The sequence below is a fragment of the Lysobacter sp. CA196 genome, from assembly GCF_052078695.1.
Lineage (GTDB): Bacteria > Pseudomonadota > Gammaproteobacteria > Xanthomonadales > Xanthomonadaceae > Lysobacter.
In genome coordinates, this window is sequence record NZ_JBQJIN010000005.1 from 152,070 (window position 1) to 175,767 (window position 23,698).

The following is a 23,698-nucleotide window of genomic DNA, read 5'->3' on the forward strand; positions in this document are numbered from 1 at the left end:
GCGCCTCACCAGCGCAGCGGGCGTTGCGAGAGGATCGCCGCGAGCCGGGCGTGGATCTGTCGGGCCTCGTCTTCGGGCAGGAAGCGAATGCGCAATGGCGGCGCCAGCGCGCCGGCGCCGGCGGTGTCGAGCCACAGGGTCGCGGTGCCGCAGCTGCGGTCGAGCGGCGAGCGGGTGAGTTGCAAGGCCTGCAGCTTGTCGAGTTCGGCGAAACGCCAGGAACGCCGCCACCAGCCTTCGCGCACTGCGACCAAGACCTCGCCGATCGCGTAGCCGATGCGGCGGGTGCGCCGCTGCGCCTTGAACGCCGCCCACGGCAGCCACAGCAGGGCCAGCGCGCTCCAGGCGCCGACCTGCCAGTACAGCGAGAACACCGCGAGCAAGGTCCACGGCACGTCGGGCAGAAACAGCCGCCACCAGGCCGCATCCGGCAGCGCGCGCCATTCCAGGCGGTCCCAGTCGGCGCGCGGCAGCAGGCGTTCGATCAAGGCATCGCAGGCCTGCGGCGTCGCGACCGGCGCGAGTTCCTTGAGCGAGCGGCCGTCTTCGTTGGCCTCGGCGCCGACCGTGTCCACACTCAGGCTGCGGCGCTTGAGCAAGCGGTGCATCAGCCCTTCCTCGAGCGTCCAGGCCTGGATGCGCCGGCGCGGCACGGTGGTGCGCCAGCGCCCAAGCAGGCCGCGTTCGGCGGTCAGGCGGCGCCCGTGCTCGCTGAGCTCGAAGCCGTAGTAGCGCAGCAACGCCAGCACGATCGACAGCAGCTTGAGCCCAGCGGCGATCGCCGCGATCAAGCCCACCGCGATCAGGGCCACGCCGATCGCATCGAGGTGGTAGGCCTCGACATGGCCGGACAGCCAGCGGGTCGCCTGGCTGCCGACACGCCCGGGAATGCGCGCGTTGAAATCGGGGGAGTACTGCGACAAGCCGGCCAGGGCGCCGCCGATCAGGACCAGGCCGCCGTTGGAGACCAGGCCCAGCCGCAGCACTTCGGCCGGCGACAAGCGCAGCAGCACGTCGGCGCCGTCCTCGGCCTGGCCCTCGACGACGACCGCGCCGCGCCGCCGCACCAGCGCTTCCAGAGCCAGCGCGTCGTCGAGCTTGAGCACGCGCATCTGCGCTTCGGGCTCCTTGCTGCCGGCCGATTCCATGCGCACTTCGGCGACGCCGAACAATCGGTGCAGCACCGTCTGGTGCAGGGCCACGTTCTGGATCCGCACGAACGGGATCACCCGCAGGCTGCGGTTGAACAGACCGCTGCGCACCACCACGGCATTGCTGCCGATGCCGTAGCGGTAAGTGAAATAACGCCACAGCGCCACCAGCACCAGCGCGCCGACGCCGATCAGCGGCCACAGTTCGTTGCGGTCGCCGCGGCCGAGGAACAGCAGCGCCGCCAGCGGCAGGATGAACTGCTTAAGCTGCTGGATCAGCACGAACAGCCACGACATCGGATGCAGGCGGCGGTCGGCGCGCGTGCTTTCCTCGTCCGGCAGGACGGTCGAACCCGGCGCGCTCATCAGGCGTCTTCGTCGTGATCGAGCTGGCGGCCGAGGCGTTCGCGCAAGCGCTCGGCGTCCTGCGCGTCGAGATGGTCGATCGAGACCGCGTTGTGGCGGGTGCCGGCGGTGTGCACGACCAGGGTCGCCAGGCCGCGCAGGCGTTGCAGCGGGCCGTGCTTGAGGTCGAGGTGTTGAACCCGGGTCAGCGGCACCAGGGTTTCGCGTTGCCAGGCCACGCCGCGGCGCACCGCGAAGCCGTGCGCGTCGAGCCGCCACAGCGTGTTGCGATAGCGGCGCAGGCCGATCCAGGTGCCGATGCCGGCGCCGAGCAGCGCACCGCTGAGCCCGCTGGCGACCGCGACCCACGAACCGAGGGTGAGCACGCCGAGCATCACCCCGGCGATCGCGAACACGACCGCCAGCGACACGCTCACGTCGATCGTGCACAACAGCACGGCGCGCGAGGGCAGTTGCTGCCAGCCGGTCGAGCCGGTGTCGATGCTGGTCGACGCAGGATCGGGCCGGGTCGGGCCCGGTTCGATGGACGCGGGTTCGGTCGCGGCGGTGGGGTCGGGCGTATCCGTCATCACGGTTCTTTAGCGTACAGCGGTTCGGTTTCGGTGTAGTCGCGGCCCTGACGATACAGCGCGAGGCGGCCCTGCATGCGCAGGCGCGATTTCGGGTCGAGCTCGCCGTCCTTGAGCCGGGCCAGGGCATCGCTCTGGAACGAGATCGCCTGGGCGAAGTCGCCGTTGGCGGCGAGCGCGGCGGCGACGGTGTCGAGTTCGGCCGCGCTGAGCCGTTCGCGCTTGGCGATCATGTGCTGGCCCAGCGCCAAGGATTGCCTGGCGTCGCGCTGGCCGGCGATCGGACAGGTCGCGAGGATCCAGACCCGGTCGTTGCGCGCCTGGGCCATGCCGGCGTCCTCGGCCTTGCGCAGCCATTCGACGGCCTGGCTGCAGTCGCTGGCCAGGCCGGCGGCGCCGGAACGGATGAAATCGGCGTAGCCCATCATCGCCTGCGGGTTGCCGCTTTCGGCGCTGCGGCGCAGATGCGGCAGGGCGCGGCGCAGGGTCTGCGGGCTCAGCGACAGGCGGTCGTGGGTCGACAGCAGGATGTTCGCCACCGCCAGCGCCGATTCGGCGTGGCCGCTGTCGCTGGCGCGTTCGAGCACCGCCAGGGCGGCGTCGCGGTCGGCGGCGATGCGACGCGATTCCAGCCCGGTGTAGAGCAGACGCCCGTACAAGTACTGGGCCAGCGCTTCGCCGGCCTCGGCCTTGCGCTTGATCGCCGCGACCTGAGTGTCGATGTAGGCCTGGTAATCGGGCCAGCGCTCGTTGAGGCGATTGCGCTGCGCCTCGTCGTCGCGCGGCGCCAGTTCCAGCGCGCTCAGGGTCGACGGTGCCTGGCCGTCGCCGAGGAAGTCGCCGAGCAGGTGTTGCAGCAACGTGGTTTCGCCGCCGGCTTGCGCGGCCGCCGCGGCCATGAAGCTCGACAGCTCTTCGGTCTGGCGTTCCGGACGGGTCTTCCAACGGCTGTCTTCGCGCACGAACTCGGGGCCGAACACGTAACGCTCGCCGGTCGGCGGCTGCACTTCGCCGAGCGCGCGGTCGGCATCGATCATGGCGACGTGGCTCAGCGATGGAAAGTTGCCGTCGGCGTGGCGCATCACCACGTGGCAGAGCTTGTCCTGCACGCAATGGCGGTAGGCGCCGCGGCCGTCCCATCCGGCCAGCGTCGGCGCTTCGTACTTCGCGCGCAGGCCGTACACGGTCAGGCGGTCGGCGAGCGGCAGGCGGCGGACTTGTTCGGTCGAACCGTACAGGGCCACATCGCGCAGGAAGGCGTAATGCTGCGCGGTCGACTCGGCGATCGACTCGGCGCTCGCACCGTCGTCCTTGGCGGCGAGCCGGGTGTAGCGGCTCCAGGCCGCATCGACGGCGTTGACTTCGGCCTGGTCGTCGCCCTGCGGGGCGGCCGCGGCCGGGCCGCACAGCAGGGCAAGCAGCAATAGCGCGTAACGCATGAGGCATCCTTGTCGAGCCGACGGACCGGCGTCCTATCTCGAACGATAGGGATTGTCGTCGCCATTGCCGGATGGACGCAGCGTATAGCGTTTGTAGGTCCACTGGTATTGGGCCGGATCGCGTCGCGCAATACGTTCTACCGCCGCGTTGAGGGCGATGCAGGTGCGTTGCGGATCGGGATCGGCGATGCCCTCCGGCGCGGCTTCGATGCGCAACGCGAACGCAGGGTGATCCGGATGCGTGTCGATGCGTTCGCAATAGGCGAACAGCACGGTCGCGCCGGTGCGTTCGGCCAGGCGTCCGAGCAGGGTCATGGTCAGCGCGGGCACGCCGAAGAACGGCGCGAACTCGCCGTCGCCGGCCTTGGGTTGCTGGTCGGGCAGGATGCCGACCACGCCGCCGGCGTTGAGCCGCTTCCACAACTGGCGCACCGCCGAGCCTTCGGCGCGGACCTGGGTCACGCGTTCGGCTTCGGTGTCGGCGCGCACCAGGTTGAGGAAGGCCTCGCCGATCGCCGATTCCGGCGGGCGGTACAGAATCGCCAGCGGAGTGCGGAAGGCCAGCCACTGGTTCAGCAGTTCCCAGTTGCCGTAGTGCGGCGCCGCCACGATCAGGCCGCGTCCGGAAGCGAGCGCGGCATCGAACAGCTCGGTGCCGTGCTGCTCGCGCAACAGGCTGAGATTCTCGGCATGGGGCCGGGTCCACAGGCGCAGAGTCTCGACCGCCTGGCGCGAGGTGGTGCGCACGATCGCGCGCTGCCACTGCTCGCGTTCGGCCGGCAGCAGGTCCGGGTAGGCCAGCTCCAGGTTGACCCGGGCGACCCGGCTCTCGCGGGCGTTGCGGCGCTGCCACAGCGCGGCGATGGCGTCGCCCAGGCGCATCTGCCAGGACCAGGGCAGGCGGCCGAGCGCGCTGGCGAAAACATACAGCAGGCGGGCGACGAATCGGGTCATCGGGCGAGTGTAGCCGCTGGTCTGTGCGGGACCGTGGCGGCTGGACTTCGCGATAGGTGCCGGATGCGGCACCTATCGAAGCCGGCACGCCGCCGATGCCGGCACGATGCAGGCTTTACACTCGCGTCCGACTTTCCAGATCGTACGAGCCCGCATGCTGAGTCTGATCCAGCGCGTCACCCAGGCCTCGGTCGTCGTCGACGGCGAAACGGTCGGGGCGATCGGCCCCGGCCTGCTGGCCCTGGTCGGGCTTGAACCCGGCGACGGCGAACCCCAGATCGCCCGCATGGCCGAACGCCTGCTCGGGTACCGGGTCTTCGCCGACGAAGCCGGCCGCATGAACCGCGGCCTGGCCGACACCGGCGGCGGCCTGCTGTTGGTCAGCCAGTTCACCCTGGCCGCCGACACCAGCAGCGGCATGCGCCCGGGCTTCAGCACGGCCGCCGCCCCGGGCCTGGCTGAACCGTTATTCAACCGTCTGGTCGAAACCTGCCGGCAACGTCATGCCGGAGGGGTGGAAACCGGCCGCTTCGGCGCCCATATGGTCGTCAACCTGGTCAACGACGGCCCGGTCACCTTTCTCCTCCGGTCCTAAGACCCGGCCTCCCAGGCCGGACCTGATATACTGGAGCGTTCCCTACCCTCAATAGCGCGGTGGCGCAGCCCATGGCCAACGAACGTCAGCCCCCTCCGTCCGATATCAAGCTCCTGATCAGCAAGGGCTTGGAGCAGGGCTATCTGACCTATGCCGAGGTCAACGATCACCTGCCCGACGATCTCGTCGACGCGGAACAGATCGAAGACATCATCGGCATGATCAACGGCATGGGCATCGAGGTGCACGAAGTTGCCCCCGATGCCGAAACGCTGTTGCTCGCCGACGGCAACACCGGTAATCGCGAAGTCGACGACACCGCGGCTGAAGAAGCTGCGGCGGCGTTGACCGCACTCGACGGCGAAGGCGGCCGCACCACCGACCCCGTGCGCATGTACATGCGCGAGATGGGCACGGTCGAGCTGCTCACCCGCGAGGGCGAAATCGCCATCGCCAAGCGCATCGAAGAGGGCCTGAACCAGGTCCAGGCTTCGCTTGCCCTGTTCCCCTCCACGATCCAGCTGATCCTCGAAGACTACGAGCAGCACAAGGCCGGCAAGAAGCGCCTGGCCGAGATCGTGGTCGGCTTCAACGATCATCTCGACGAAGAGCCCGAGCCGCCGGCGCCGCCGGTCGTGGTGGCCGACGCCGATGCCGACGCGGACGACGACGAAGAAGTCGAAGCCGCCGGCGACGATGCCGAGACCGAAGAGACCACCTCCGGTCCGGACCCGGTCGAAGTCGCCTCGCGCATGGAAGCCATCGCCGACCTGTACGGCAAGTTCCTCAAGGCCCAGGGCAAGGGCGGCGCCGGCGCCAAGGCGGCGACCAAGCTGCGCGAAGACATCGCCGCCGTGTTCGTCACCCTGAAGCTGCCGCTGGCCCTGACCGACAACCTGATGCGCAACCTGCGCGAGGTGGTCGGCTCGATCAAGGACCACGAGCGCAAGATCCTCGATCTGGCCACGCGCATCGCCAAGATGCCGCGTAAGGACTTCATCCGCGCCTGGGAAGGCAACCAGACCAATCTGGAATGGGTCGACGAACTGCTCAAGCGCAAGCAGAAGTGGTCGTCGGGTCTGCGCGACGTCAAGGACCAGATCATCGCCGAGCAGCAGACCACGATCGAGATCGAGCAGGCCTCGTTCCTGACCCTGGCCGACATCAAGGAAATCAGTCGTGCGATGGCCTATGGCGAAGCCAAGGCGCGCAAGGCCAAGAAGGAGATGGTCGAGGCCAACCTGCGCCTGGTGATCTCCATCGCCAAGAAGTACACCAACCGCGGTCTGCAGTTCCTCGATCTGATCCAGGAAGGCAACATCGGTCTGATGAAGGCGGTCGACAAGTTCGAGTTCCGCCGCGGCTTCAAGTTCTCGACCTACGCCACGTGGTGGATCCGCCAGGCCATCACCCGTTCGATCGCCGATCAGGCGCGCACCATCCGTATCCCGGTGCACATGATCGAAACGATCAACAAGCTCAACCGCATCTCGCGTCAGATGCTCCAGCAGTACGGCCGCGAGGCCACGCCGGAAGAGTTGGCGAAAGAGATGGACATGCCCGAGGACAAGATCCGCAAGGTCATGAAGATCGCCAAGGAACCGATCTCGATGGAGACGCCGATCGGCGACGACGAGGATTCGCACCTCGGCGATTTCATCGAGGACACCAACGTCGAGTCCCCGGTCGAAGCCACCACCAACATCAACCTCTCCGAGACGGTCCGCGACGTGCTCGCCGGCCTCACCCCGAGGGAAGCCAAGGTGCTGCGCATGCGCTTCGGCATCGACATGAATACCGATCACACCCTCGAAGAGGTCGGTAAGCAGTTCGATGTGACGCGCGAGCGCATCCGCCAGATCGAGGCCAAGGCGCTGCGCAAGTTGCGTCACCCGAGCCGCTCGGAACAGCTGCGCAGCTTCCTCGACATCGATTGATCGGCGTCGCCATGGTTGCGTAAGGAAACAGGCCCCGCTAGCGGGGCCTGTTTCGTTTGCGGGGCCGGTCTATCTGGTGCCTCGCGGCGTGCGGCTTAGCCTGCCGCTGAAGGCGTCGGATCGTTGCTGCCGACACCGCGAGCGTTGCACTGAAGCGCGCAGCGCGGAATTCTCTCGGCGCAGCGCAGCGCACAGCAATGCACTGCGCTGCGTCGCGCGGTGCCGGGTCGAGCGGGTGCCGCGCGATGTGCGGCCCTGGTGTCGCGCTCAGCCGTAGAAGAACTGCTCGTGCACGATCTTGCCGTCGCGCACCTTGTACACCGCGACCTCGGCCATCGGCATGCGGCCCATGCTCTTGTAGGTCGCATCGATGCTCATGGCCAGACTGAACCAGTCGCCGCCGACCGCGGGGTCGCTGCACCAGCTGTCGTGGATCTCGATCACGTCGGCCATGAAGTCGCGGCCTTTCTGGCGGATCGCCGCCAGGCCTTCGACGTTACCGAGCGGGCCGGCTTGCTTGCCGGGCGCCTCGATGCTGACGGCGTCGTCGGCGTAGAGCTCGTCCTGGATCTGTTCGTGCTTGCCTGCGCGGCACAACTCGACGTAACGGTTGGCGATCTGCTGGGTGTCCATGGCGGGCGATCCTCGGGGCGGGTGCTCAGGATAGGCCCGGGCGCGTCGATGGCGGCCGTCAATGGTGGGGCGAGGGCGGCTCTTCCGACGAGCGGAAGATGAATACGCCGCGTCGGATGGCGTTAGTCTGTCGAGACTCGTGTCGTTTTCGCAGAAAAGCGACGCAACCCAAGAGTAGGAGCGGCGCGAGCCGCGACCGCGTTGCACGCCTTTGCGGCGTTTATTACCGCAGAGCGGTGAAGCCAAATCTACAGCTTCCGTCCGCTAAAGCGGAGAGCAACAACCATGCGGTGAACGGCAAATGAGGTGGCTTTAAGGGTAGGAGCGGCGCAAGCCGCGACCACGCTGCCGGCGGTTGCTGCGCTTCTTACCGCAGAGCGGTGGAGCAATATCTACAGCTTCCGTCCGCTGACGCGGCCGGGTTACTTTCTTTTGCTGGCCCAAAAGAAAGCTAACCAAAGAAAAGGCCTTCCTTGACGAAGCTCCCCTGCGAGTTCGGTGCGCCCGCGGGGATTTTCCGATAAGACATCCTTGTCTTATCGGAAAACAGCGAATCTATATTTTGCGTGTCTCGCATCGTCCAGCCGTGTCCGTGCTTTACGCGAAAGTACCTTTAATTAAGGGATTTCGTGTCTTGCATCGAGCTGGCGCACCTTGCAGCAGCCGACGAATCTGTTGGTATAGTTGCTGGTATCAAACGAGCCAAGGATACGGAAGGATGCAGGCGAAGGCCCAGTTGACTGATCTGCGGATCAGGCAAGCAAAACCGCAGGCGAAGGCGTATCGAATTTCCGATAGCGGCGGACTGTTTCTCGAAACTCGCCCGAACGGAAAGAAGTACTGGCGATACGCCTATCGCATCGATAACAAACAGAATCTGTACGCATTGGGTACGTACCCGGTGATGTCGCTCCAGCAAGCGCGCGAGGAACATATGCGTGCCCGCGCGCTGGTGAAGCTTGGGCACCACCCCGCGCACGAACGTGCACGCACGCGTCAGCAAGTCATTGATGCCAACCAAGATACGTTCAGGGCTCTTGCGGAGGAGTGGTACGAGAGCAAGCGCTCGATTCCGGCAGAAGGCAAGAAGAAGGCCAAGGTCGGCTGGTCGTCGGTCTACGAGGCTCGGATGCGTACCTACCTGGACAATGATGTGCTCCCGCGACTGGGTGCTATGTCGATGCGATCGATCAAGACGGTCGACGTCGTCGCGACAGTAGATGCTGTTGTAAAGCGCGGCGCACCAACGGCAGCCGATGTCGTTCGTCAGATCATTTCACAGGTCTTCTTCGCAGCCATATCGTCCGGTCGAGCGGATTACGATCCGTCGTTTGTGATGCGTCAGCGCGGCAAGCGTAAGCGTGCCAAGACCGCGCATAAGACGCCACTTCGCCCCGAAGGCATTACTCAACTTATCGGGCGATTGCAGACGGCAAAGCAGCCTCGTGCTCGCGTGATTGCGGTGCGCCTGCTGTTGCTGCTCTTTGTTCGCACTAACGAGTTGCGCAACACGCGGTGGACCGAAATTCTGCCGGCGTTGAAAACGTCATTGTGGATCATCGCGCCAGAACGCATGAAGATGCGACGAACGCACTTGGTGCCGTTGCCGCCGCAGGCGATTGAACTGTTGACCGAGTTGTACGGGCTGACCGGGCACACGGAGTACTTGTTCCCGCACAACAAAGACTCCCGCATGCCAATGGGTGCAGACGGGGTGAACTATGTTCTTCGGCGGATCGGATACGAGCGGAACAGTCTGAGCGGCCACGCTTTCCGGACGACTGCTTCGACGCTGTTGAACGAGATGGGCTTCCGCCCCGAGCACATCGACATGCAGTTGGCCCACGCCAGCGACGACGCCTACAACCAGGCGCGATATTTGGCGAAGCGCACTCAGATCATGATGACCTGGGCTAATCAGATCGATAGGCTCGCGCGCGGCCAACAGCTCAGCGTTCTGACTGGCAATGCGAGCGGGGCATTGTTGCTGGCGGCCTGAGCGGAGTGTCGGGCGGGTCGCCTCCTGGGGCGACTCGCCGTTTTGAGGGGTTAGCTTTGCAACCGCTCCGCGCCCGCCGATGATCGTTGGCTGCGCAAATCGATCCGGGAACGAATCCATGCCTGGACTTCCCCCTTGACCCAGGCCGACACGCCGCCGCCAAGGTCGACCTGCCGAGGAAAGTGCCCGTCACGCCCGAGGGCGTACAGGGTGCTCCGGCTCAGGCCCGTCCGTGCGACCACCGCCTTGAGTCGGAGGAAGCTGGCCGGCTCGGTACTAGCAAAGGGACTCGGGCCGTAGATGCGATTGCGCTGCTCGATGCAGTCGTCAATCCAGCCCTGAATTTCGCTTTCGACCCACCCAGGCGTCGAACGCCCCAGCGGGACGGGAGCAGGCAAGGTGCCGGCTTGGCATCGGGCGTACAGCGTGCTCCGGCCCAGGCCGGTTCGCTCCACCACGGTCTTCGCGCGGATCAGTTGGTAATCCATGAACAGCCCAGGGTTAAATATGTTTAACCATAGGGGCCGAACCCAGTCAGGTCAAGGGATGTCAGTTGAGGTCTCTAGGGAGGGCTCCGGCGACCTGATCCAGCGTAGCGGCCGGGGTGTCAGGGTTGTCGGTGAGGATCTTGTACAAGACCGAGATGGCGAGAGCTTCGCCCCTGGGGTTTGGCGCTTCGGGGTTCAATGCCTTGAGCACCTGGGTGAGCCGCTCCACGTTCAAGTCAGTTGAGGTGAGCCTCATCTTTCGCTCACCTACGCCTGTAGCAAGCCACTTGGCCGAGAACCCCGTAATCGACTGAACTGCCATGAGGTTCGCATGGGTTGGGCTGGATACCCCGCCTTTCTCCCAGATGCTTATGAGTGACTTGTTGATCTTGCTGCTCCTGGTCAACTTGCCGATGCCGGCGGCCAAGTCTTCCTGAGTCAGGTTGTTCTCGGTACGCGCGAAGCGTATGCGCTGCCCAAGCGTTTGGGGATCGAGGACAGCGACTGTACGCAAGTGACGTCTGTTCATTTTCCGCCAGTGATGATATTAAGGTTAAAGGAACTATACCTAATGACAAGCCAGCTTAACCTAATCCCTGCCAGCCCAAATGCCAATACTGTTGCGAAAAGCCGATGTACTGAGGCGATTCAGAACCTATGCGGGTGTCGCCCGCGCCTTCGTGCCGATCCTGGGGCATCCCCTGACGCGCCAGGCGCCGACGATGTGGGGTGAGTACATCCCCGAGCTTCGTGCCCGTGAGTTGCTTGAGCACTACGCCGATCTACGGGATGACTTGGTGGACGCGAGCACCGGACTGAGCGCTCGCGAGGTGCGCAATAGCCAGATGCGCAACCCGGACGCTGCGACCTAAATAACGTGACCTCCATCCCATTTTAGTTTCGATCACTACGATGCGCCAGCCACGCGGAGTACTCGTGCTCACACTGCATTGAATGTGCTTTCTACTCGCGTGCAGATTGCAAACGTGTCGCACTGCTTAATGCATTCACAACGAAGGAAAACTGAATACATAGACGGCGGCGGGGGGAATCACCGAAGCTCATCGAGGGGATGGGGAAGGAAGAAAAATAAGAAGACTAGGACCGATTGGAGTTGTAACAGTGAAGGACACAGAAAGTAGAAGCACATCCACGCAACGTGGTTCCCCCCTTGTCGAAAGGCCGATTGGCCTCATGAACGTCTGGCTCTCGGCAGCGTATCTCGCACACGACATGCTGCGGTCGAAGCGCGGCTTGAATGAACCGCCGCACGTACTGACCTTGGATCAACTGGGCCAAGTCATTGCGTTCAACAGCCGCCATAAGGACTACGCATCGAGCGTCGCATCGGCTGGATTCGTCTGCATCTTTGATGAAGAAACATCGATAGAGGTACTGGCAACGGCATTGCGCTCAGCGGAATCTCGTTTGGTCTTGGAGCGGAGCAAATGAGGTCAGTGCGCCGCTACTCGGCTTCCCGTCGCACCACCTCAACTCGCGGGGTGCGAACTCCGACCCCGGGCGGGATACGTGCCCGGCGCCGCGACATCGAAGGGCAACACGGCCGCGCGCTGGTGAGTTGGGCAGATTGCGCCGCTGCGTGCCGCCCCGCATTGCGTTACCTCCTGCATGTGCCGAACGGTGGCGCGCGATCTGCACGTACCGGCGCCGAGCTTAAACGCCAAGGTGTACGCCGAGGTGTTTGGGACTACCTGTTACCGCTGCCGCGTCATGGTGCCGAGGGTCAAGCGTATGCAGGGCTCTGGACTGAGTTGAAAGAACCGGGAGAGCGTCGTAGGTCTCGGGGCGGCCTCTCCCCGCACCAGGTTGAGTTCGGCCACTTCGTACGATCGAACGGGTACGCCACCGTAGTTGCCTATGACTGGATTGAAGCACGCGATGCCATAACGGCCTACTTGGACGGACAAGTAGTGCCGTTTTTTTGGTGCCCTCAAGGTTAAATATTTTAAACATGATGGATCGAGCCAAGGAGACGCGATATGAGCAAGGAGTCTGTTGCGGTCGGCGCAGCAGTGTTTTTGAGCCGGCCGGAACGAGCGGCGATGCGCCGGCAGGGGCGCGAACTGGTGCAACGAGTGAAAGCCTGCGGCGGTTGCTTCTGCTGCACCCGCCGGGATCGGGAAACCGAGGCGTGGGGACGCGCGCTGTGCGGAAAGCCCATACCTGCGCGTTTCATGAAGCACGGATGCGAATTCGATCCGGAGTTCAGTCGTATCTACGGGCGGGAGCGCATCGAATGAGCATGCATAGAGCCATGCCGACCCGCCGCCGCAACATCGCCAAGATGCTGGCGCGGTTGCACCCTAGGGGCATGTCCGAACCCTTCAGCGGCGCACGGAGTACCGCGCCGCAACAGGAGACCGCACTCGACATTGCCGGCGCCCTAGGCGCGGCTGGCCGAAACAGCCCTGGCCATCGATTTGCCATTCAGGTGCTGTGCTTGCGGTGGTGGCCGGGACAATTTGAAGGGCCGTTGACGGTCGTTGGCCATCGCGCCGTCACGCATTGGCGCCCCCGCGTCATTCGTTCGGGCGTCCGTGCGGCGCAGAACACGCCGCCGTCCAGCGAGGAGGTGGTCGAACAGATGCCTATCGAACGCCCGTCCGAAACGGCTGCCTTTCGACGCTTGGCCGACATGCTCGGTACGCGACTGGCTGCTCGGGTGAGCCGAGATCGGGCGCGACTCGACGACGAACTGGTCCGGGGCTTGCGGGCGTGGACGAAAGGCCAGGTGCCACATCCGCCGCTCGCTGACGCCAATGCGTTCGTCGCGGCGATCGACGACAAGCTGGCCGGCCGGGTGCTGACTCCGGACTTCCTTGCGGCCTGGGCGCGCGCGGTGATCGAAGAGTACCGCCATCCAAACCACTGCACGGTCTGCCAGGGCGGCGGGGAGCGGCTCGTGCTAACCGGTTTGGGCAGCGCGCAGGCAATGGCCGACATGCGCAGCTGCGACCACTGCATTGGGCAGGGGGTGTTGCCCTGGTCGAAGAAGCGGCGAGCCCAGCAGCTCGTCATCGGCGAGCACCCGTTCCGTAACCACCTCAACACCTACCACGAAGGCGCATTAGCGTTGCTGCGAGAGCTTGAGTATCGCGGTGCCATCCTGCTGCTGCGCCATATCGAATCGGATCACGCTATGGAAGGGTCATGACGTTGCCTAAACACCTCCCCCGGCGCCCGAAGGGGCCGATGCCGGGCTCATCCGAGTCGGCTGCAGACAATCGTCAGAAAGGAGCCGTCCGCGAAGATGGATTAGCCGCGCGAATGGCCTACCTGTCGTCCGCGCGCGCGGCAGCCAAGACCACCAAACTGTCGCGAAAGGCCAGCAAGCTCACGGAGCTAGCGGCAGTCATCCGCGCGACCGATCCGGCTGGCGACCAAGTGGCGTTCCTGCACTCGGCTTTCTGCAAAGTCGGATTGCCACGTTCCAGGCCTGAGGGCGATGCCTTTCAGCGACAAAGTGGCAGCGCAGTTATCCGACTCGAAGCCGGCGAGCTGTGGAACGGAGAAACCTACATCAAACCCGGCTTGCCGTATGGGACCAAGCCGCGCCTCCTGCTGCTGCATCTGATTCGCAGCTACCTGCGTACCGACAACCGCACGATCACGTTGGGCGGGAGTATGCGTGACTTCCTCACCAACGAACTGTTTGTTGACGCCAGCGGCGGAGCCAACGGCGGTATGACGGCCTTCAAACAACATGCCCTGGCCCTGGCGTCCTGTCGTCTGACCATCGGCTATCTGTTGCCGACCGGAGCCCGTAAGGCCAAGCCAACGGATCGCTGGATCTCCGCTTTCGATATGCGGCCCGAGGAGGATGCAGTACATGGACGCTGCGTTCCGTGGCCAGGTTCGATCACCCTCACCCAGGAGTTCGCCGCCAGTATTCGAGAGTCTGCTGTACCGCTCGATGCGCGCGCGCTGCGGGGGATTCAGGACAGTGCGCTGTCACTGGACATCTATGCCTGGTTAGCTCAACGGCTGCATCGCTTGGAGCGTCCCACGACGCTGTACTGGGCCAACGCACGACATCAGTTCGCTCAAGAGTATTCCAACAACAAGGCGTTCAAACGCAACTTCGTCAAAAGCCTCAAGGACGTTTTGACCGTCTATCCGCAAGCCAAAGTTGAACGTGTCTTCGGCGGCTTCAAGCTGATTCCGTCGCCCCCTCCCGTGCCACCAAAAGTTCTAACCAACTTCATTTAACCCGAAATTCCCGCCACTGACTCCAACCTCATTCCGATGAGGTTGTGGTCAAAGCGTGCGCGGAATCTGGCCTCCTTCTGCACGACGAGTTGTGCGGAACAGGAGGCGTTTTGCCCTGAAAAAACGTTTGAAAACCGTAGTGATCGAATGTTGAAAATGTGGATAAGCCTGTGGAAATGGCGAGTTATCCACACGGAATCCGGACCCCCTGTTGCGTAGAATCTGGCCCCCATGTTTGCGCGTAATTAGGACTCCCCTAAAACCTGTAGTTATCTCCAATAGCTTTTGATTTATAAATCTCTCTGGTAGCTGTTGGCCGATTTCTGTGGATAACTCGGGTCGATGCGACAACGGCGATGTTGGGCGTCGCGCAGCGTCGGTGTTGGCCGCACGTAGGCATGGGATAGGAACTTTCCGTGTCGTGCGTGCGGTGAAAGCGAGTCGTGCTTGGCTCAAGGTTAAAAACATTTGACCTAGCGCACCCCCGTCCGCTAGGATTTGCGACGCTGGGTTGTCCCTACCTCCCCCCGCAACCCAGCGCGATCAGTCCTTCCCCCTAGTCGGGACTGATCCTGAAGCCCTCGGCCACTCCCCCGGCCGGGGGCTTCGTCTTTCGGCCCTCCGCGCCTTCCCCCGATCTCGCCGACACAGGCCCTTCCGCTCAACGCGGAAGGCCGAGCGCGGCGCATTGCCCAGGATTTCCCCATGCTGCGTCTACCCGCTCTCCCGACCGCGTTGGTGCGGGAAGTCATCGTGCCCGCCCTGGCGCGATTCCCTGCGTCGTGGTCGACCCGCGATGCGATCGTGCTGCTGGTCGCCATCGCGATCCAAGAAACCCAACTGGCGACGCGCCGCCAGGGCACGCCGCTGAAGCCCGGTCCCGCGCGCGGCCTGTGGCAGTTCGAGGTCGCTGGCGCGAGCGGCGTCCTGCAACACCCGGAGACGCACGCACAGGCCCAGGCGCTGTGCCGGCAGGCCGGGATACACGCCAGTGCCGGCGCTGTACACCGCCGCGTCGAGGTGGACGATCTGTTCGCCTGCCAGTTCGCGCGCCTGCTGCTGCGCACCGATCCTTCGCCGCTCCCGTATGCGCATCTCAGTGCGGAAGCGGCGGCGTTCGCGTACTACCTGCGCAATTGGCGACCGGGCGCGGCGCGTACCGCCAAGGGCCGGGCGAAATGCGCGAAGCGCTTCACCGAGGCTTGGCGCCTCGCACTGGAGGCCGTGGCATGAGCAGTGCCTCCACGCAGACCGTGTCGGCGTTGACGAGTCAGGTCGCGGCGGCATCGGGCGCGGCGACGGGCGCGACGTTGCTGGTCTTGGGCATTCCGTTGGAGGCGCTGCTGGCCGCGCTCATTGGCGCAGCGCTGAGTTACGTCGCCCGTCCTCCCATCGCGCACACCCAGATCCCGGTTCGTTTGCTGGGCATCGTCTCCGACGCTCTCATCGGCGGTTGGCTGTTCGTCATCATCGGGCGACTGACGCCGCTTCATCGCTTCGGCGTGGACGAGATTCCCGTTGAGGCCGGTGCGGGCTTGCTGGCGCTGCTGTGGCGCGTGCTTCGGGTTTGGCTGCCGCCGAAGCTGGATCAAGCCACCGACGCGTTCCTGACGTTCTGGACGCGGGGCGGTGATCGAGATGGTCAAGGGGGTCCGCAGTGATCGCGATCCTGTCCGTCGTCGACGTTCTCGCCAGCTCGGTCTTGGCTTGGGTCTGTGGTGCTTTCTTGCTGGGTGGTCGCGGAAACAGCGCGGGCTCGGTTGGATTCAATACGGGTCTGCTGCTTCTTGCGGTCGGCGTGGTGGCGCTGGCGTTCCTGCCGGTCGCCGACACGGGCGCGGCAATGGCCTGGGGGCTGGTCGCCAAGATCGGCGGCGCCTGGGTCGCGGCCGGTCTGTACGAGCAGCGCTTCGGCTGGGCCGCCCAGGCGCGAGCGGCCCTCGCGACCATGGGACGGAGCGTGATCCGAAGGCGGGTCCAGTGGCGCCGCTTGCGCGCGCGCTGGATGCATATCCGCACCGGAGGACTGTGACGTGCCTACGGCCAGCCTCTTCTTTACGGGCGTCCTGGGAGCCGCGGTGCGGCACCGGGCGCTGATTGTGCTGGCCCTGCTACTGGGCAGCGTGGCCCTCAACGTTTGGCAGTGGAAGCGCGCGGTGACGGCGCCGCTGCGGACCGAGAACCGCGCCTTGGGGGCCGCCCTGGTCGCCGTCAATGACATGGCGACCCAGGCGACCCGCGATAGCGCCGCATTGCTGGCGGAAATGGACGCCCTGGTCGAACGAGGGCGCACCACGCGTGTCGTCTATCGCCGTGCCGCTTCGCTGACTCCACTGCCTGCGCCATGCGCGCCGGGTGCAGATCGAATTCAAGCCGTTAACGAAGGGCTCGGACCGTCCGAGTCCACGAAAAGAGAGTGATGTGATGCGACGAAATGGCGTTCCCCCTCTAATTGAGACCCGCTTTCTCATGCTGACGTTTCATCCGAGTGCCAGCCGGTTCGATAGCGGTGCCGGCAGGCCGCCCGAATGGATTCCATCCCCCACGATTGCGCCGACCGACAAGACGGAAGCGGCGTCGGTGGAGGGCGCGCAACCGATGTCGGCGGTGGCAGCGGCAGCAACGTCGCCGTCGGCACCGTTGGTCGTAACCTGTGTCGCACTGGGTGACGAACAACTGGAGACCCAGAGCCTGCTGGACAGCTTGGCCAAGCGCCTGGCGCCGGTCCTGACGCGCGAGGCAACGGGTGTCGGCGTTAGCCCGACGCTATCGCCACCCTCGCTCTCGCCGTTGCACGCGGACCTTCAGGATCGGCTCAAGCGGCAGCGCGAGGTGAATCGGCGTCTGCGCAGCATCCTGGCGCGTTTAGTCACTTGAACAAAGCACGTCCCGTGGTGGCCGCGCTGGCGATCGTACTCGCCGGTTGCGCCGCTGCACCGCGCGCCGGGGCCTTCCCGGCGCTCTGTGATACCCGCTGCCTCGCCCCCTGCATCGGGCCGCAGGGCGATACGGGCGTGCGTTGGGAATCGGCCCCGGATGACCCTGCCGGCTTCGATGCGCTGGGCGAGACCGTGATCCCCGTTCTGGCCGAGAAGCTGCGGCGTTGTGAACTCCACCGCCAAGCGTGTGAGCAGTGTCTGCGGCGCCTGGACAAGCAAAGCGTCATTGCGCTCTAGACGCCCATCAATACCTACATCGAATGACGAAGACGTTGCGCGTACTCAGCCTAGGCGCCGGGGTGCAATCGACAGCCATTGCTCTGATGATGGCCCGAGGACAGATTGAGCCGCCGGAGGTGGCGGTCTTCGCAGACACCCAGGTCGAGCCGGCTTCGGTCTATCGCCACCTGGATTGGCTCAAGCGGCAATTACCGTTTCCCGTAACCACTGTGTCGGCAGGGAACCTGGGAGACGAAATCCTCGCGACCTCGAGGGGCGAGAGAATCAACAACGCTCGACCTCCCTTCTTCGTCCGAAACCCGGATGGCTCACGGGGAATGCTGCGTCGGCAATGTACGGGTGATTACAAGATCGATCCGATACGCCGCCATGTGCGCACGTTGCTGGGAGTCGGACCGGGAAGCCGCGTGCCTTCTGACCACCAGGTCGAAATGATCATGGGAATCAGCCTGGATGAGGCCGGGCGCATGAAGATCGCGCGAGATCGTTGGCAGACTAATGTCTACCCGCTAGTCGAACGACGGTTGACGCGCTGGGATTGCCTGCAATGGATGCGCCGACACGGCTTTCCAGAACCTCCCAAGTCAGCTTGCTACCCTTGCCCCTTCCGCAGTGATCGCGAATGGCGGCGGCTGCGCGACGACGATCCCGCGGACTTCGCTCGGGCGGTGGCGATCGATCACGCCATCCGTACGCCCGGATACGGCCGTTTGGTGGGCGAAAGCTACGTGCACGCCTCGTTGATTCCGCTGGACGCTGTCGACTTCTCGACTCCGGCCGACAAGGGCAAGCTGAATTTGTGGGAAGACGAATGCGACGGTCAATGCGGCGTCTAACAGGGCCAGTCAATGAATGAGTCCCTATCCGCCGCGCCGGAAGCGGTGCGCGCGGCCTATCGTCGACTGTCGGCGAAGCAAGCCGCCTTTGCGCTCGCGGTTCCGACCGCACCGAGCTTGGTGCAGGCGGCGGTGATCGCAGGCTACTCGGCGAAAGCAGCCAAGGCGCAGAGCAGCGGGTTGGCGCAGCGCCCGGACGTGAAGACAGTCGTGGACTGGTTGGTCGGCACCACCCTTGAGGCCGCCCACCTCACTGTCGAAGGTGTCATGCGCGAACTGGCGGCCCTGGTGCACGCCGATCCCACGCAACTGTTCGATCCGGAGTCCGGAGCGCTGAAGCCCCCGAGCGCCTGGCCGGAGTCTGCCGGCAAATTCATCTCGTCGGTGGACGTGGCCGATTTGTACGAGGGCAGCGGCAGCGACCGCACCAAGGTCGGCGAGATTCACAAGTTCAAGTTCGCCGACAAGCTCGGGGCGATCAATACGGCCTTGAAGCTACTCAACGCCTTCCCCGAAAAGAAGAAGGCCGTGACCCACACCCACCGGGTCGGTGTCGTGGTGGTGCCGGCCAAGCAGATCGGCCAGGACGTGCTGGGCGCCGCAGCGACCCAGGTTCTACCGCTACCGGAGGTGCTTCCGACTCAACCGACCAACTTTCGTTTGACTCGGCCTGGCGCAGGGAGAACAGCCGCACCGGCTTCACCGGAGACCGACGAACGCACCACCTGAGGTCCGATCTGCGCCGGGTTGGGGCTCGGCGGGCGAGCGACACAGTGAACCACCTTCCCTATGGACATCACCCCGACCGGCGAGGAGGTGGTGTGGCAGCCGACGCCCAAGCAGTCGGAGTTCCTGGCGTCGGCCGACTACGAGGTGCTCTACGGCGGCGCCGTCGGAGGCGGCAAGTCCGAAGCGCTGCTGATCGACGCGTGGGCACTGGCGCACGGCGGCCCGCAGCATCCCCAGCACCGGGCCATCCTGTTTCGACGCAGCTACCCCGAGCTGAAAGACCTGATCGACCGCTCGCATGAGCTGTATCCGGCCTTCATCGAGGGCGCCACCTACGACAAGAACGAGCATCGTTGGCGCACCCCGTGGGGAGCGATGGTCGAGTTCGGCTACCTCAACCACGACAACGACCGCTTCAAGTATCGCGGTCGCGCCTGGAACGTCATCGGCTTCGATGAGCTGACGCTCTGGGCGACGCCGGTTTGCTACCTCTACCTGATGTCGCGCAATCGCACGACCGCTCGCGATCTGCCGCGCTACATGCGCGCGACGACGAACCCGGACGGCGTCGGCCAGCTTTGGGTGATGCAACGCTTCGCCATCGAGGAAGCGGGCGGGCCGACCCGAATCCCGGATGTGCTGGATTTCGAGGAAGAGGACGGCCAAGGCGGCTATCGCTACGTCAAGCGCGCGTTCCATCGGGCTTTCATTCCCGCCAAGCTCGCCGACAACAAGCATCTGCGCGGTACGGGTTATCGCGAAACCTTGATGAGGCTCCCGCCCGAAGAGCGCGATGCGCTGCTTCTCGGGCTGTGGCGCGGCAACCGGGTCGAGGGGGCCTTCTACTTCCGCGAGCTGCAGGCGATGCGCGCGCAGCAGCGCGTCGGCAAGGTGCCGCATGTGCCTGGGGTGCCAGTCAACACCTTCTGGGACTTGGGCTTCAGCGACTTCAACTCGATTTGGTTCCACCAGCAGGTCGGACTGACCCATCGCTTCATTCGCAGCTACCAGAACAGCGGCTACGGCATTGACCACTACGTCAAAGAGCTGCAGGAGCTGCAACAGCAGCACGGCTACGTCTACGGCACCCATTACCTGCCCCACGATGGGGCGCACCACTCGGGTCAGACCGGCAAGACGATGATCCAGTTGCTGCGTGAGTCGATGCCGGGGCATGAGTTCCGCATCGTCCCGCGCGTGCACAAGCTGATCGTCGGCATTCAACAGACCCGAGCGGCGATGGCGTCGTGCTGGATCGATGAAACCGAGTGCGCGGACGGATTGGCATCGCTGGCGGCGTACCGCAAACGCTACAGCAAGATCATCAGTGCCTTCGCTGACGAACCTGTGCACGACAGCCACTCCAACTACGCCGATGCCTTCCGCCAGTTCGCGCAGGGCTACGACGGCGCCCAGATGGCCGTGACCGCCGGATCGGCCGAATGGCGGCGAAAGCTGGCCCTAGCCGCCCGCAGCGCGCGCCGCAATCACATGACCGCCTGATTCGACCGAATGACCTACACGACCCGCCATCGCGATGTTGCTCGCGAGGTGTTCTGGCGCCTGGACGAATTGCGCACGCGGGGCCACGAAGCGTACATGCACCACGCCCGTCGCCTGGAGGACTACTACCTCGGTGGCGGACGGCAGTGGCGAGCGCAGGACCGTCGCGCAGTGGAAGAGAGCGGACGGCCGGCGCATGAAGTCAATGTCTGTCTACAAGCCATCAACGCCGCCGCCGGCTATCAGATCCAGAACCGTGTCGACATTGCGTACCAGCCCAAGGGCGGGCGTGCGGACGAAGCACAGGCCAAGGTGCTGTCCAAGGTCGTCAAGCACTCGCTGGAGAACACCGAGTACCGCTACGCCGAAACCGACTGCTTCACCGATGGCCTGATCCAGCAGCGCGGCTTCCTCGATATCCGAATGGACTATTCGGACAACGAGGAAGGCGAGCCGCGGATCATCACGCTCGATCCGCTGGATGTCCTGCCCGACGCCGACGCCAAGGGCTACGACCCTGACACCTGGGCCGATTGCACGACGACCCGCTGGCTGACCGGATTCGAGATCGAGCAGCACTACGGCAAAGCAGCGGCCGACGAAATCGTCGGCTCGTCCCGAAGCTACTGCGATACCGACAACTGGTGGACCGACGTCGGCGTACGTCGCGAGGGCTTTGCCTCGATGCCGCCGAGTTACGCGATGAGCGTGGGCTACTTCGGTACGGAAGGGCCTTGGCGCCGTTATCGGATTGTCGACCGCCAGAGCAATGAGTATCACCCGACCTTGGTCGCGCGCTGGCCGACCGGCGATCTGCGCATCGTCGAGGGGCTCCCGCGCGAGCATCTGGGCTGGTTGATCGACCAAGGCGTGTATGTGACCAAGCGACGGATGCGCCGGGTGCGCTGGCAGGTCTGTGCGCCGGAGGTCTGTCTCTACGACCAGATCAGTCCCTACGAGCACATCACGGTCGTTCCGTACTTCCCGTACTTCAGGCGCGGCCGAACCATCGGGATGCTCGACAACGCCGTCAACGTCCAAGACATCCTCAACAAATTTATCAGCCAGTACGCGCACATCGTCAATGCCAGCGCCAATGGCGGCTGGCAGGGCGAAGCCGACGCGCTGGCGAACATGAGCGACGCGGAGTTCACGGAGACCGGCGCTCAGACCGGGCTCGTCCTCCTGCGCAAGCCCCAAACTCAGCCTTTTCAGAAGATCGAGCCGAACCAGCCCCCGACCGGCATCGAGAAGATGATCGAGTTCGCGGCCGGGCACATGCAGGCCGTGACCGCGATCAACGAGAGCTTGAGTGGGCAAGGTGGCGCGGACATGAGCGGCGTCGCGATCCAGGCCCGTCAGTACGCCGCGCAGCAGGCGCTGGGCGTCACGCTCGACAACCTGGGGAGGACGCGCAAGCTGGTCTCGACCCGCATGTGCAAGTTGGTGCAGCGATTCATGGGCGGTCCCCGCATCCTGCGCATCAGCGAGCCCGATGAGTTCGGCGTCGATCGGCGTGTGCCGCTACAACTCAACATGCCGCAAGACGACGGCACGATTCTCAATGATCTAACGTTGGGCGAATACGACGTCACCGTCACCGAACAGCCGTACACCGTCACCTTCGACAACAGCCAGTTCGAGCAGTTGCGCACGATGGTCAAGGAGATGGGCGTCCCCATTCCGCACCACCTGATCGTCAAGGCCTCCACCTTGGCCAATAAGTCCGAGATCGCCGACGCCTTGCGCGAAGCCGAGGGCAAAGCCGACCCGGTCGCCGAGGCCGAAGCCGCGCTCAAGCACGCGCAGGCACGCCTGGCCCAGAACAAGGCCGTAGGCGCCGCCATCGAAGCGCAGTTCAGCGCGTTGCGCACGGCCGAGATCATCTCGACCATCCCGCAGACGGCGGAAATCGCCGATGCGTTGCTGCGCTCGGGCGGGTTCCAAGACCAGGACGCGCCGCCCATCGTGCCCAACGCACCTCCCGGCGGCCTGCCTGCCATACCCGCGCACCCCGAGAACACCTATCCCCTGACGCCCGACAACCCCGGAACGGGGTTGAGGGCCGGGCTTACCGCCACGCCTTAACCGCCGGATACCTATGGCCATCGACCTGCCACTCTCGAACTCCCTTCACCTGACCGACGACCAGCGCGAGGCCCTGCGCGCTGCCGACCCCGACGCTTTCGCCGACGATGGCGACGACGCCATCCTCGACGGCGAGGCAACGGCGTCCACATCGCCGGATTCGAGCGAATCGGACGAATCCGTCCCCGCCGCCGCGCGCAGCGCGGTCCCGATGATCCCGAAGCCGCGGTTGGACGAAGTGCTCAACCGGGTCTCGGAGTTGGAACGCCAGCTTCGCGAGCGGGACGCGCGCGATACGGCCGTCCCGGCTGGGGTGCAGGATCGGGACTTTGGTGCCGAGCGCGGCCAGATCAGAGCGCTGTGGGAGGCCGAGACCGCCGTGCTGAAGAAGAAGTGGGACGAAGGCGACCTCGATGCCGACGAGTATCACGACCAGCGCGACGCGTTGACGATCAAGTACGGCGAGCTGGGCCACGCCTTGACCGTCGAGGAGGCCCGCCATGTCGTTCAATCCGACCGCATTGCGTCCCGCCAGCAAGCCGCACAGGCCAGTTGGAACGACAAGATCGGGGCCTGGGCGACCGCGCACAGCACCTTCATGGCCAATCCTATTCGCAAGAAGGCCGTGGCCGACCTGTTGGCGGTGTTGGATACCGATGGCGACGGAAGCCTCAACGACGATGAGCTGATCGCCAAGATGCAGGAGCAGGCTTTCGAGGCCTTCGGCTGGCTGGCGCCGACGCCGGAACAGCCCCAAGCCATCCCCGACCCGCAGGCGGCGCTGCGGGCACGGCAAGCGGCGGCGGCGCGCGCGGCGGCATCGGCGTCGGCCGCGCCGCCCCAGGTCGCGGGCGGGGCCGGGACCGGCAGTCGCGACCTCACGGTCGACCTGTCCCAAATCAAGCCAGGGGACTTCAAAAAGATCCCCGAGAGCACGCAGCGGGCTTTGCTGGGCGAGGACATTCTCTAATCGTTCTCTCCGACTAGCGGTCCTCGCGGGCG

At 64.8% G+C, this 23,698-nt stretch carries 26 protein-coding genes; 19 read left to right on the top strand and 7 right to left on the bottom strand.

Features of this window, described 5'->3' with window-relative positions; all coding sequences use genetic code 11:
- Window positions 1-5: 5 nt before the first annotated feature.
- Genes ACTOWK_RS07065 through ACTOWK_RS07080 form a run of 4 tightly spaced genes read right to left on the bottom strand, consistent with a single transcriptional unit; the run spans window position 6 to window position 4,479 of the window.
- Window positions 6-1,517 (bottom strand): PH domain-containing protein, encoded by a 1,512-nt coding sequence (locus ACTOWK_RS07065; protein ID WP_441329471.1) that lies wholly within the window; start codon window positions 1,515-1,517, stop codon window positions 6-8.
- Window positions 1,517-2,086 carry a PH domain-containing protein gene (locus ACTOWK_RS07070; protein ID WP_441329472.1) on the bottom strand — a complete coding sequence of 190 codons (570 nt, stop codon included), beginning with the start codon at window positions 2,084-2,086 and terminating at the stop codon, window positions 1,517-1,519. The genes ACTOWK_RS07065 and ACTOWK_RS07070 overlap by 1 nt, the downstream gene beginning before the upstream one ends.
- Complete coding sequence (locus tag ACTOWK_RS07075; RefSeq protein WP_441329473.1) at window positions 2,086-3,525, bottom strand: tetratricopeptide repeat protein; 1,440 nt, start codon at window positions 3,523-3,525, stop codon at window positions 2,086-2,088. The genes ACTOWK_RS07070 and ACTOWK_RS07075 overlap by 1 nt, the downstream gene beginning before the upstream one ends.
- Window positions 3,526-3,558: 33 nt before the next feature.
- On the bottom strand, window positions 3,559-4,479 hold the full coding sequence (locus ACTOWK_RS07080) for a lauroyl acyltransferase (RefSeq protein WP_441329474.1): 921 nt from the start codon (window positions 4,477-4,479) through the stop codon (window positions 3,559-3,561).
- Window positions 4,480-4,633: 154 nt separating this feature from the next.
- On the opposite strand from ACTOWK_RS07080, the gene dtd reads away from it, so the two are divergent.
- Together dtd and rpoD are read left to right on the top strand one after the other, a co-directional pair.
- On the top strand, window positions 4,634-5,074 hold the full coding sequence (gene dtd / locus ACTOWK_RS07085) for a D-aminoacyl-tRNA deacylase (RefSeq protein WP_057916320.1): 441 nt from the start codon (window positions 4,634-4,636) through the stop codon (window positions 5,072-5,074).
- A 71-nt stretch (window positions 5,075-5,145) separates the two neighbouring features.
- On the top strand, window positions 5,146-7,011 hold the full coding sequence (gene rpoD / locus ACTOWK_RS07090) for an RNA polymerase sigma factor RpoD (protein WP_441329475.1): 1,866 nt from the start codon (window positions 5,146-5,148) through the stop codon (window positions 7,009-7,011).
- Window positions 7,012-7,278: 267 nt separating this feature from the next.
- Here the strand turns inward: rpoD and ACTOWK_RS07095 are convergent, their stop codons facing one another.
- On the bottom strand, window positions 7,279-7,644 hold the full coding sequence (locus ACTOWK_RS07095) for a SnoaL-like domain-containing protein (protein WP_441329476.1): 366 nt from the start codon (window positions 7,642-7,644) through the stop codon (window positions 7,279-7,281).
- A gap of 718 nt (window positions 7,645-8,362) precedes the next feature.
- Here ACTOWK_RS07095 and ACTOWK_RS07100 point away from each other — a divergent pair.
- Window positions 8,363-9,643 carry a tyrosine-type recombinase/integrase gene (locus tag ACTOWK_RS07100; RefSeq protein WP_441329477.1) on the top strand — a complete coding sequence of 427 codons (1,281 nt, stop codon included), beginning with the start codon at window positions 8,363-8,365 and terminating at the stop codon, window positions 9,641-9,643.
- 50 nt (window positions 9,644-9,693) lie between these two features.
- On the opposite strand, the gene ACTOWK_RS07105 is transcribed toward ACTOWK_RS07100, so the two are convergent.
- Both ACTOWK_RS07105 and ACTOWK_RS07110 read right to left on the bottom strand, forming a co-directional pair.
- Entirely contained in the window at window positions 9,694-10,131 is a 438-nt protein-coding gene (locus ACTOWK_RS07105) for a helix-turn-helix transcriptional regulator (RefSeq protein WP_441329478.1), read from the bottom strand.
- 61 nt (window positions 10,132-10,192) lie between these two features.
- Window positions 10,193-10,660: a helix-turn-helix domain-containing protein gene (locus tag ACTOWK_RS07110; protein WP_441329479.1), complete on the bottom strand. Its 468-nt coding sequence runs from the start codon at window positions 10,658-10,660 to the stop codon at window positions 10,193-10,195.
- Between the two features lie 79 nt (window positions 10,661-10,739).
- Here ACTOWK_RS07110 and ACTOWK_RS07115 point away from each other — a divergent pair, with 79 nt between their 5' ends.
- The 16 genes from ACTOWK_RS07115 to ACTOWK_RS07190 all read left to right on the top strand — a co-directional run bounded on the left by ACTOWK_RS07115 (window position 10,740) and on the right by ACTOWK_RS07190 (window position 23,666).
- Window positions 10,740-11,003 carry a hypothetical protein gene (locus tag ACTOWK_RS07115; protein WP_441329480.1) on the top strand — a complete coding sequence of 88 codons (264 nt, stop codon included), beginning with the start codon at window positions 10,740-10,742 and terminating at the stop codon, window positions 11,001-11,003.
- 322 nt (window positions 11,004-11,325) lie between these two features.
- Complete coding sequence (locus tag ACTOWK_RS07120) at window positions 11,326-11,583, top strand: hypothetical protein (protein ID WP_441329481.1); 258 nt, start codon at window positions 11,326-11,328, stop codon at window positions 11,581-11,583.
- A 548-nt stretch (window positions 11,584-12,131) separates the two neighbouring features.
- Complete coding sequence (locus ACTOWK_RS07125) at window positions 12,132-12,392, top strand: hypothetical protein (protein ID WP_441329482.1); 261 nt, start codon at window positions 12,132-12,134, stop codon at window positions 12,390-12,392.
- A 14-nt stretch (window positions 12,393-12,406) separates the two neighbouring features.
- Window positions 12,407-13,306: a hypothetical protein gene (locus tag ACTOWK_RS07130; protein ID WP_441329483.1), complete on the top strand. Its 900-nt coding sequence runs from the start codon at window positions 12,407-12,409 to the stop codon at window positions 13,304-13,306.
- Between the two features lie 113 nt (window positions 13,307-13,419).
- On the top strand, window positions 13,420-14,361 hold the full coding sequence (locus ACTOWK_RS07135) for a replication protein RepA (protein WP_441329484.1): 942 nt from the start codon (window positions 13,420-13,422) through the stop codon (window positions 14,359-14,361).
- A 705-nt stretch (window positions 14,362-15,066) separates the two neighbouring features.
- Window positions 15,067-15,594, top strand: a complete 528-nt coding sequence (locus ACTOWK_RS07140; protein ID WP_441329485.1) for a hypothetical protein — start codon at window positions 15,067-15,069, stop codon at window positions 15,592-15,594.
- Window positions 15,591-16,022 (top strand): hypothetical protein, encoded by a 432-nt coding sequence (locus ACTOWK_RS07145; RefSeq protein ID WP_441329486.1) that lies wholly within the window; start codon window positions 15,591-15,593, stop codon window positions 16,020-16,022. Before ACTOWK_RS07140 ends, ACTOWK_RS07145 begins: the two co-directional genes overlap by 4 nt.
- Complete coding sequence (locus ACTOWK_RS07150; RefSeq protein ID WP_441329487.1) at window positions 16,019-16,393, top strand: hypothetical protein; 375 nt, start codon at window positions 16,019-16,021, stop codon at window positions 16,391-16,393. The genes ACTOWK_RS07145 and ACTOWK_RS07150 overlap by 4 nt, the downstream gene beginning before the upstream one ends.
- 1 nt (window position 16,394) lies before the next feature.
- Window positions 16,395-16,781 (top strand): hypothetical protein, encoded by a 387-nt coding sequence (locus ACTOWK_RS07155; protein WP_441329488.1) that lies wholly within the window; start codon window positions 16,395-16,397, stop codon window positions 16,779-16,781.
- A 49-nt stretch (window positions 16,782-16,830) separates the two neighbouring features.
- Window positions 16,831-17,238: a hypothetical protein gene (locus ACTOWK_RS07160; RefSeq protein ID WP_441329489.1), complete on the top strand. Its 408-nt coding sequence runs from the start codon at window positions 16,831-16,833 to the stop codon at window positions 17,236-17,238.
- On the top strand, window positions 17,235-17,537 hold the full coding sequence (locus ACTOWK_RS07165) for a hypothetical protein (protein WP_441329490.1): 303 nt from the start codon (window positions 17,235-17,237) through the stop codon (window positions 17,535-17,537). Before ACTOWK_RS07160 ends, ACTOWK_RS07165 begins: the two co-directional genes overlap by 4 nt.
- 23 nt (window positions 17,538-17,560) lie before the next feature.
- Window positions 17,561-18,376, top strand: coding sequence for a hypothetical protein (locus ACTOWK_RS07170; RefSeq protein WP_441329491.1), 816 nt, complete (start codon window positions 17,561-17,563; stop codon window positions 18,374-18,376).
- A 12-nt stretch (window positions 18,377-18,388) separates the two neighbouring features.
- Complete coding sequence (locus ACTOWK_RS07175) at window positions 18,389-19,105, top strand: terminase small subunit (RefSeq protein ID WP_441329492.1); 717 nt, start codon at window positions 18,389-18,391, stop codon at window positions 19,103-19,105.
- Window positions 19,106-19,165: 60 nt separating this feature from the next.
- A complete protein-coding gene (locus tag ACTOWK_RS07180; protein WP_441329493.1) occupies window positions 19,166-20,608 on the top strand; it encodes a terminase large subunit domain-containing protein in 1,443 nt (480 codons plus the stop codon).
- 9 nt (window positions 20,609-20,617) lie between these two features.
- Window positions 20,618-22,696: a portal protein gene (locus tag ACTOWK_RS07185; RefSeq protein WP_441329494.1), complete on the top strand. Its 2,079-nt coding sequence runs from the start codon at window positions 20,618-20,620 to the stop codon at window positions 22,694-22,696.
- 13 nt (window positions 22,697-22,709) lie between these two features.
- A complete protein-coding gene (locus ACTOWK_RS07190; protein ID WP_441329495.1) occupies window positions 22,710-23,666 on the top strand; it encodes a hypothetical protein in 957 nt (318 codons plus the stop codon).
- Window positions 23,667-23,698 lie beyond the last annotated feature (32 nt).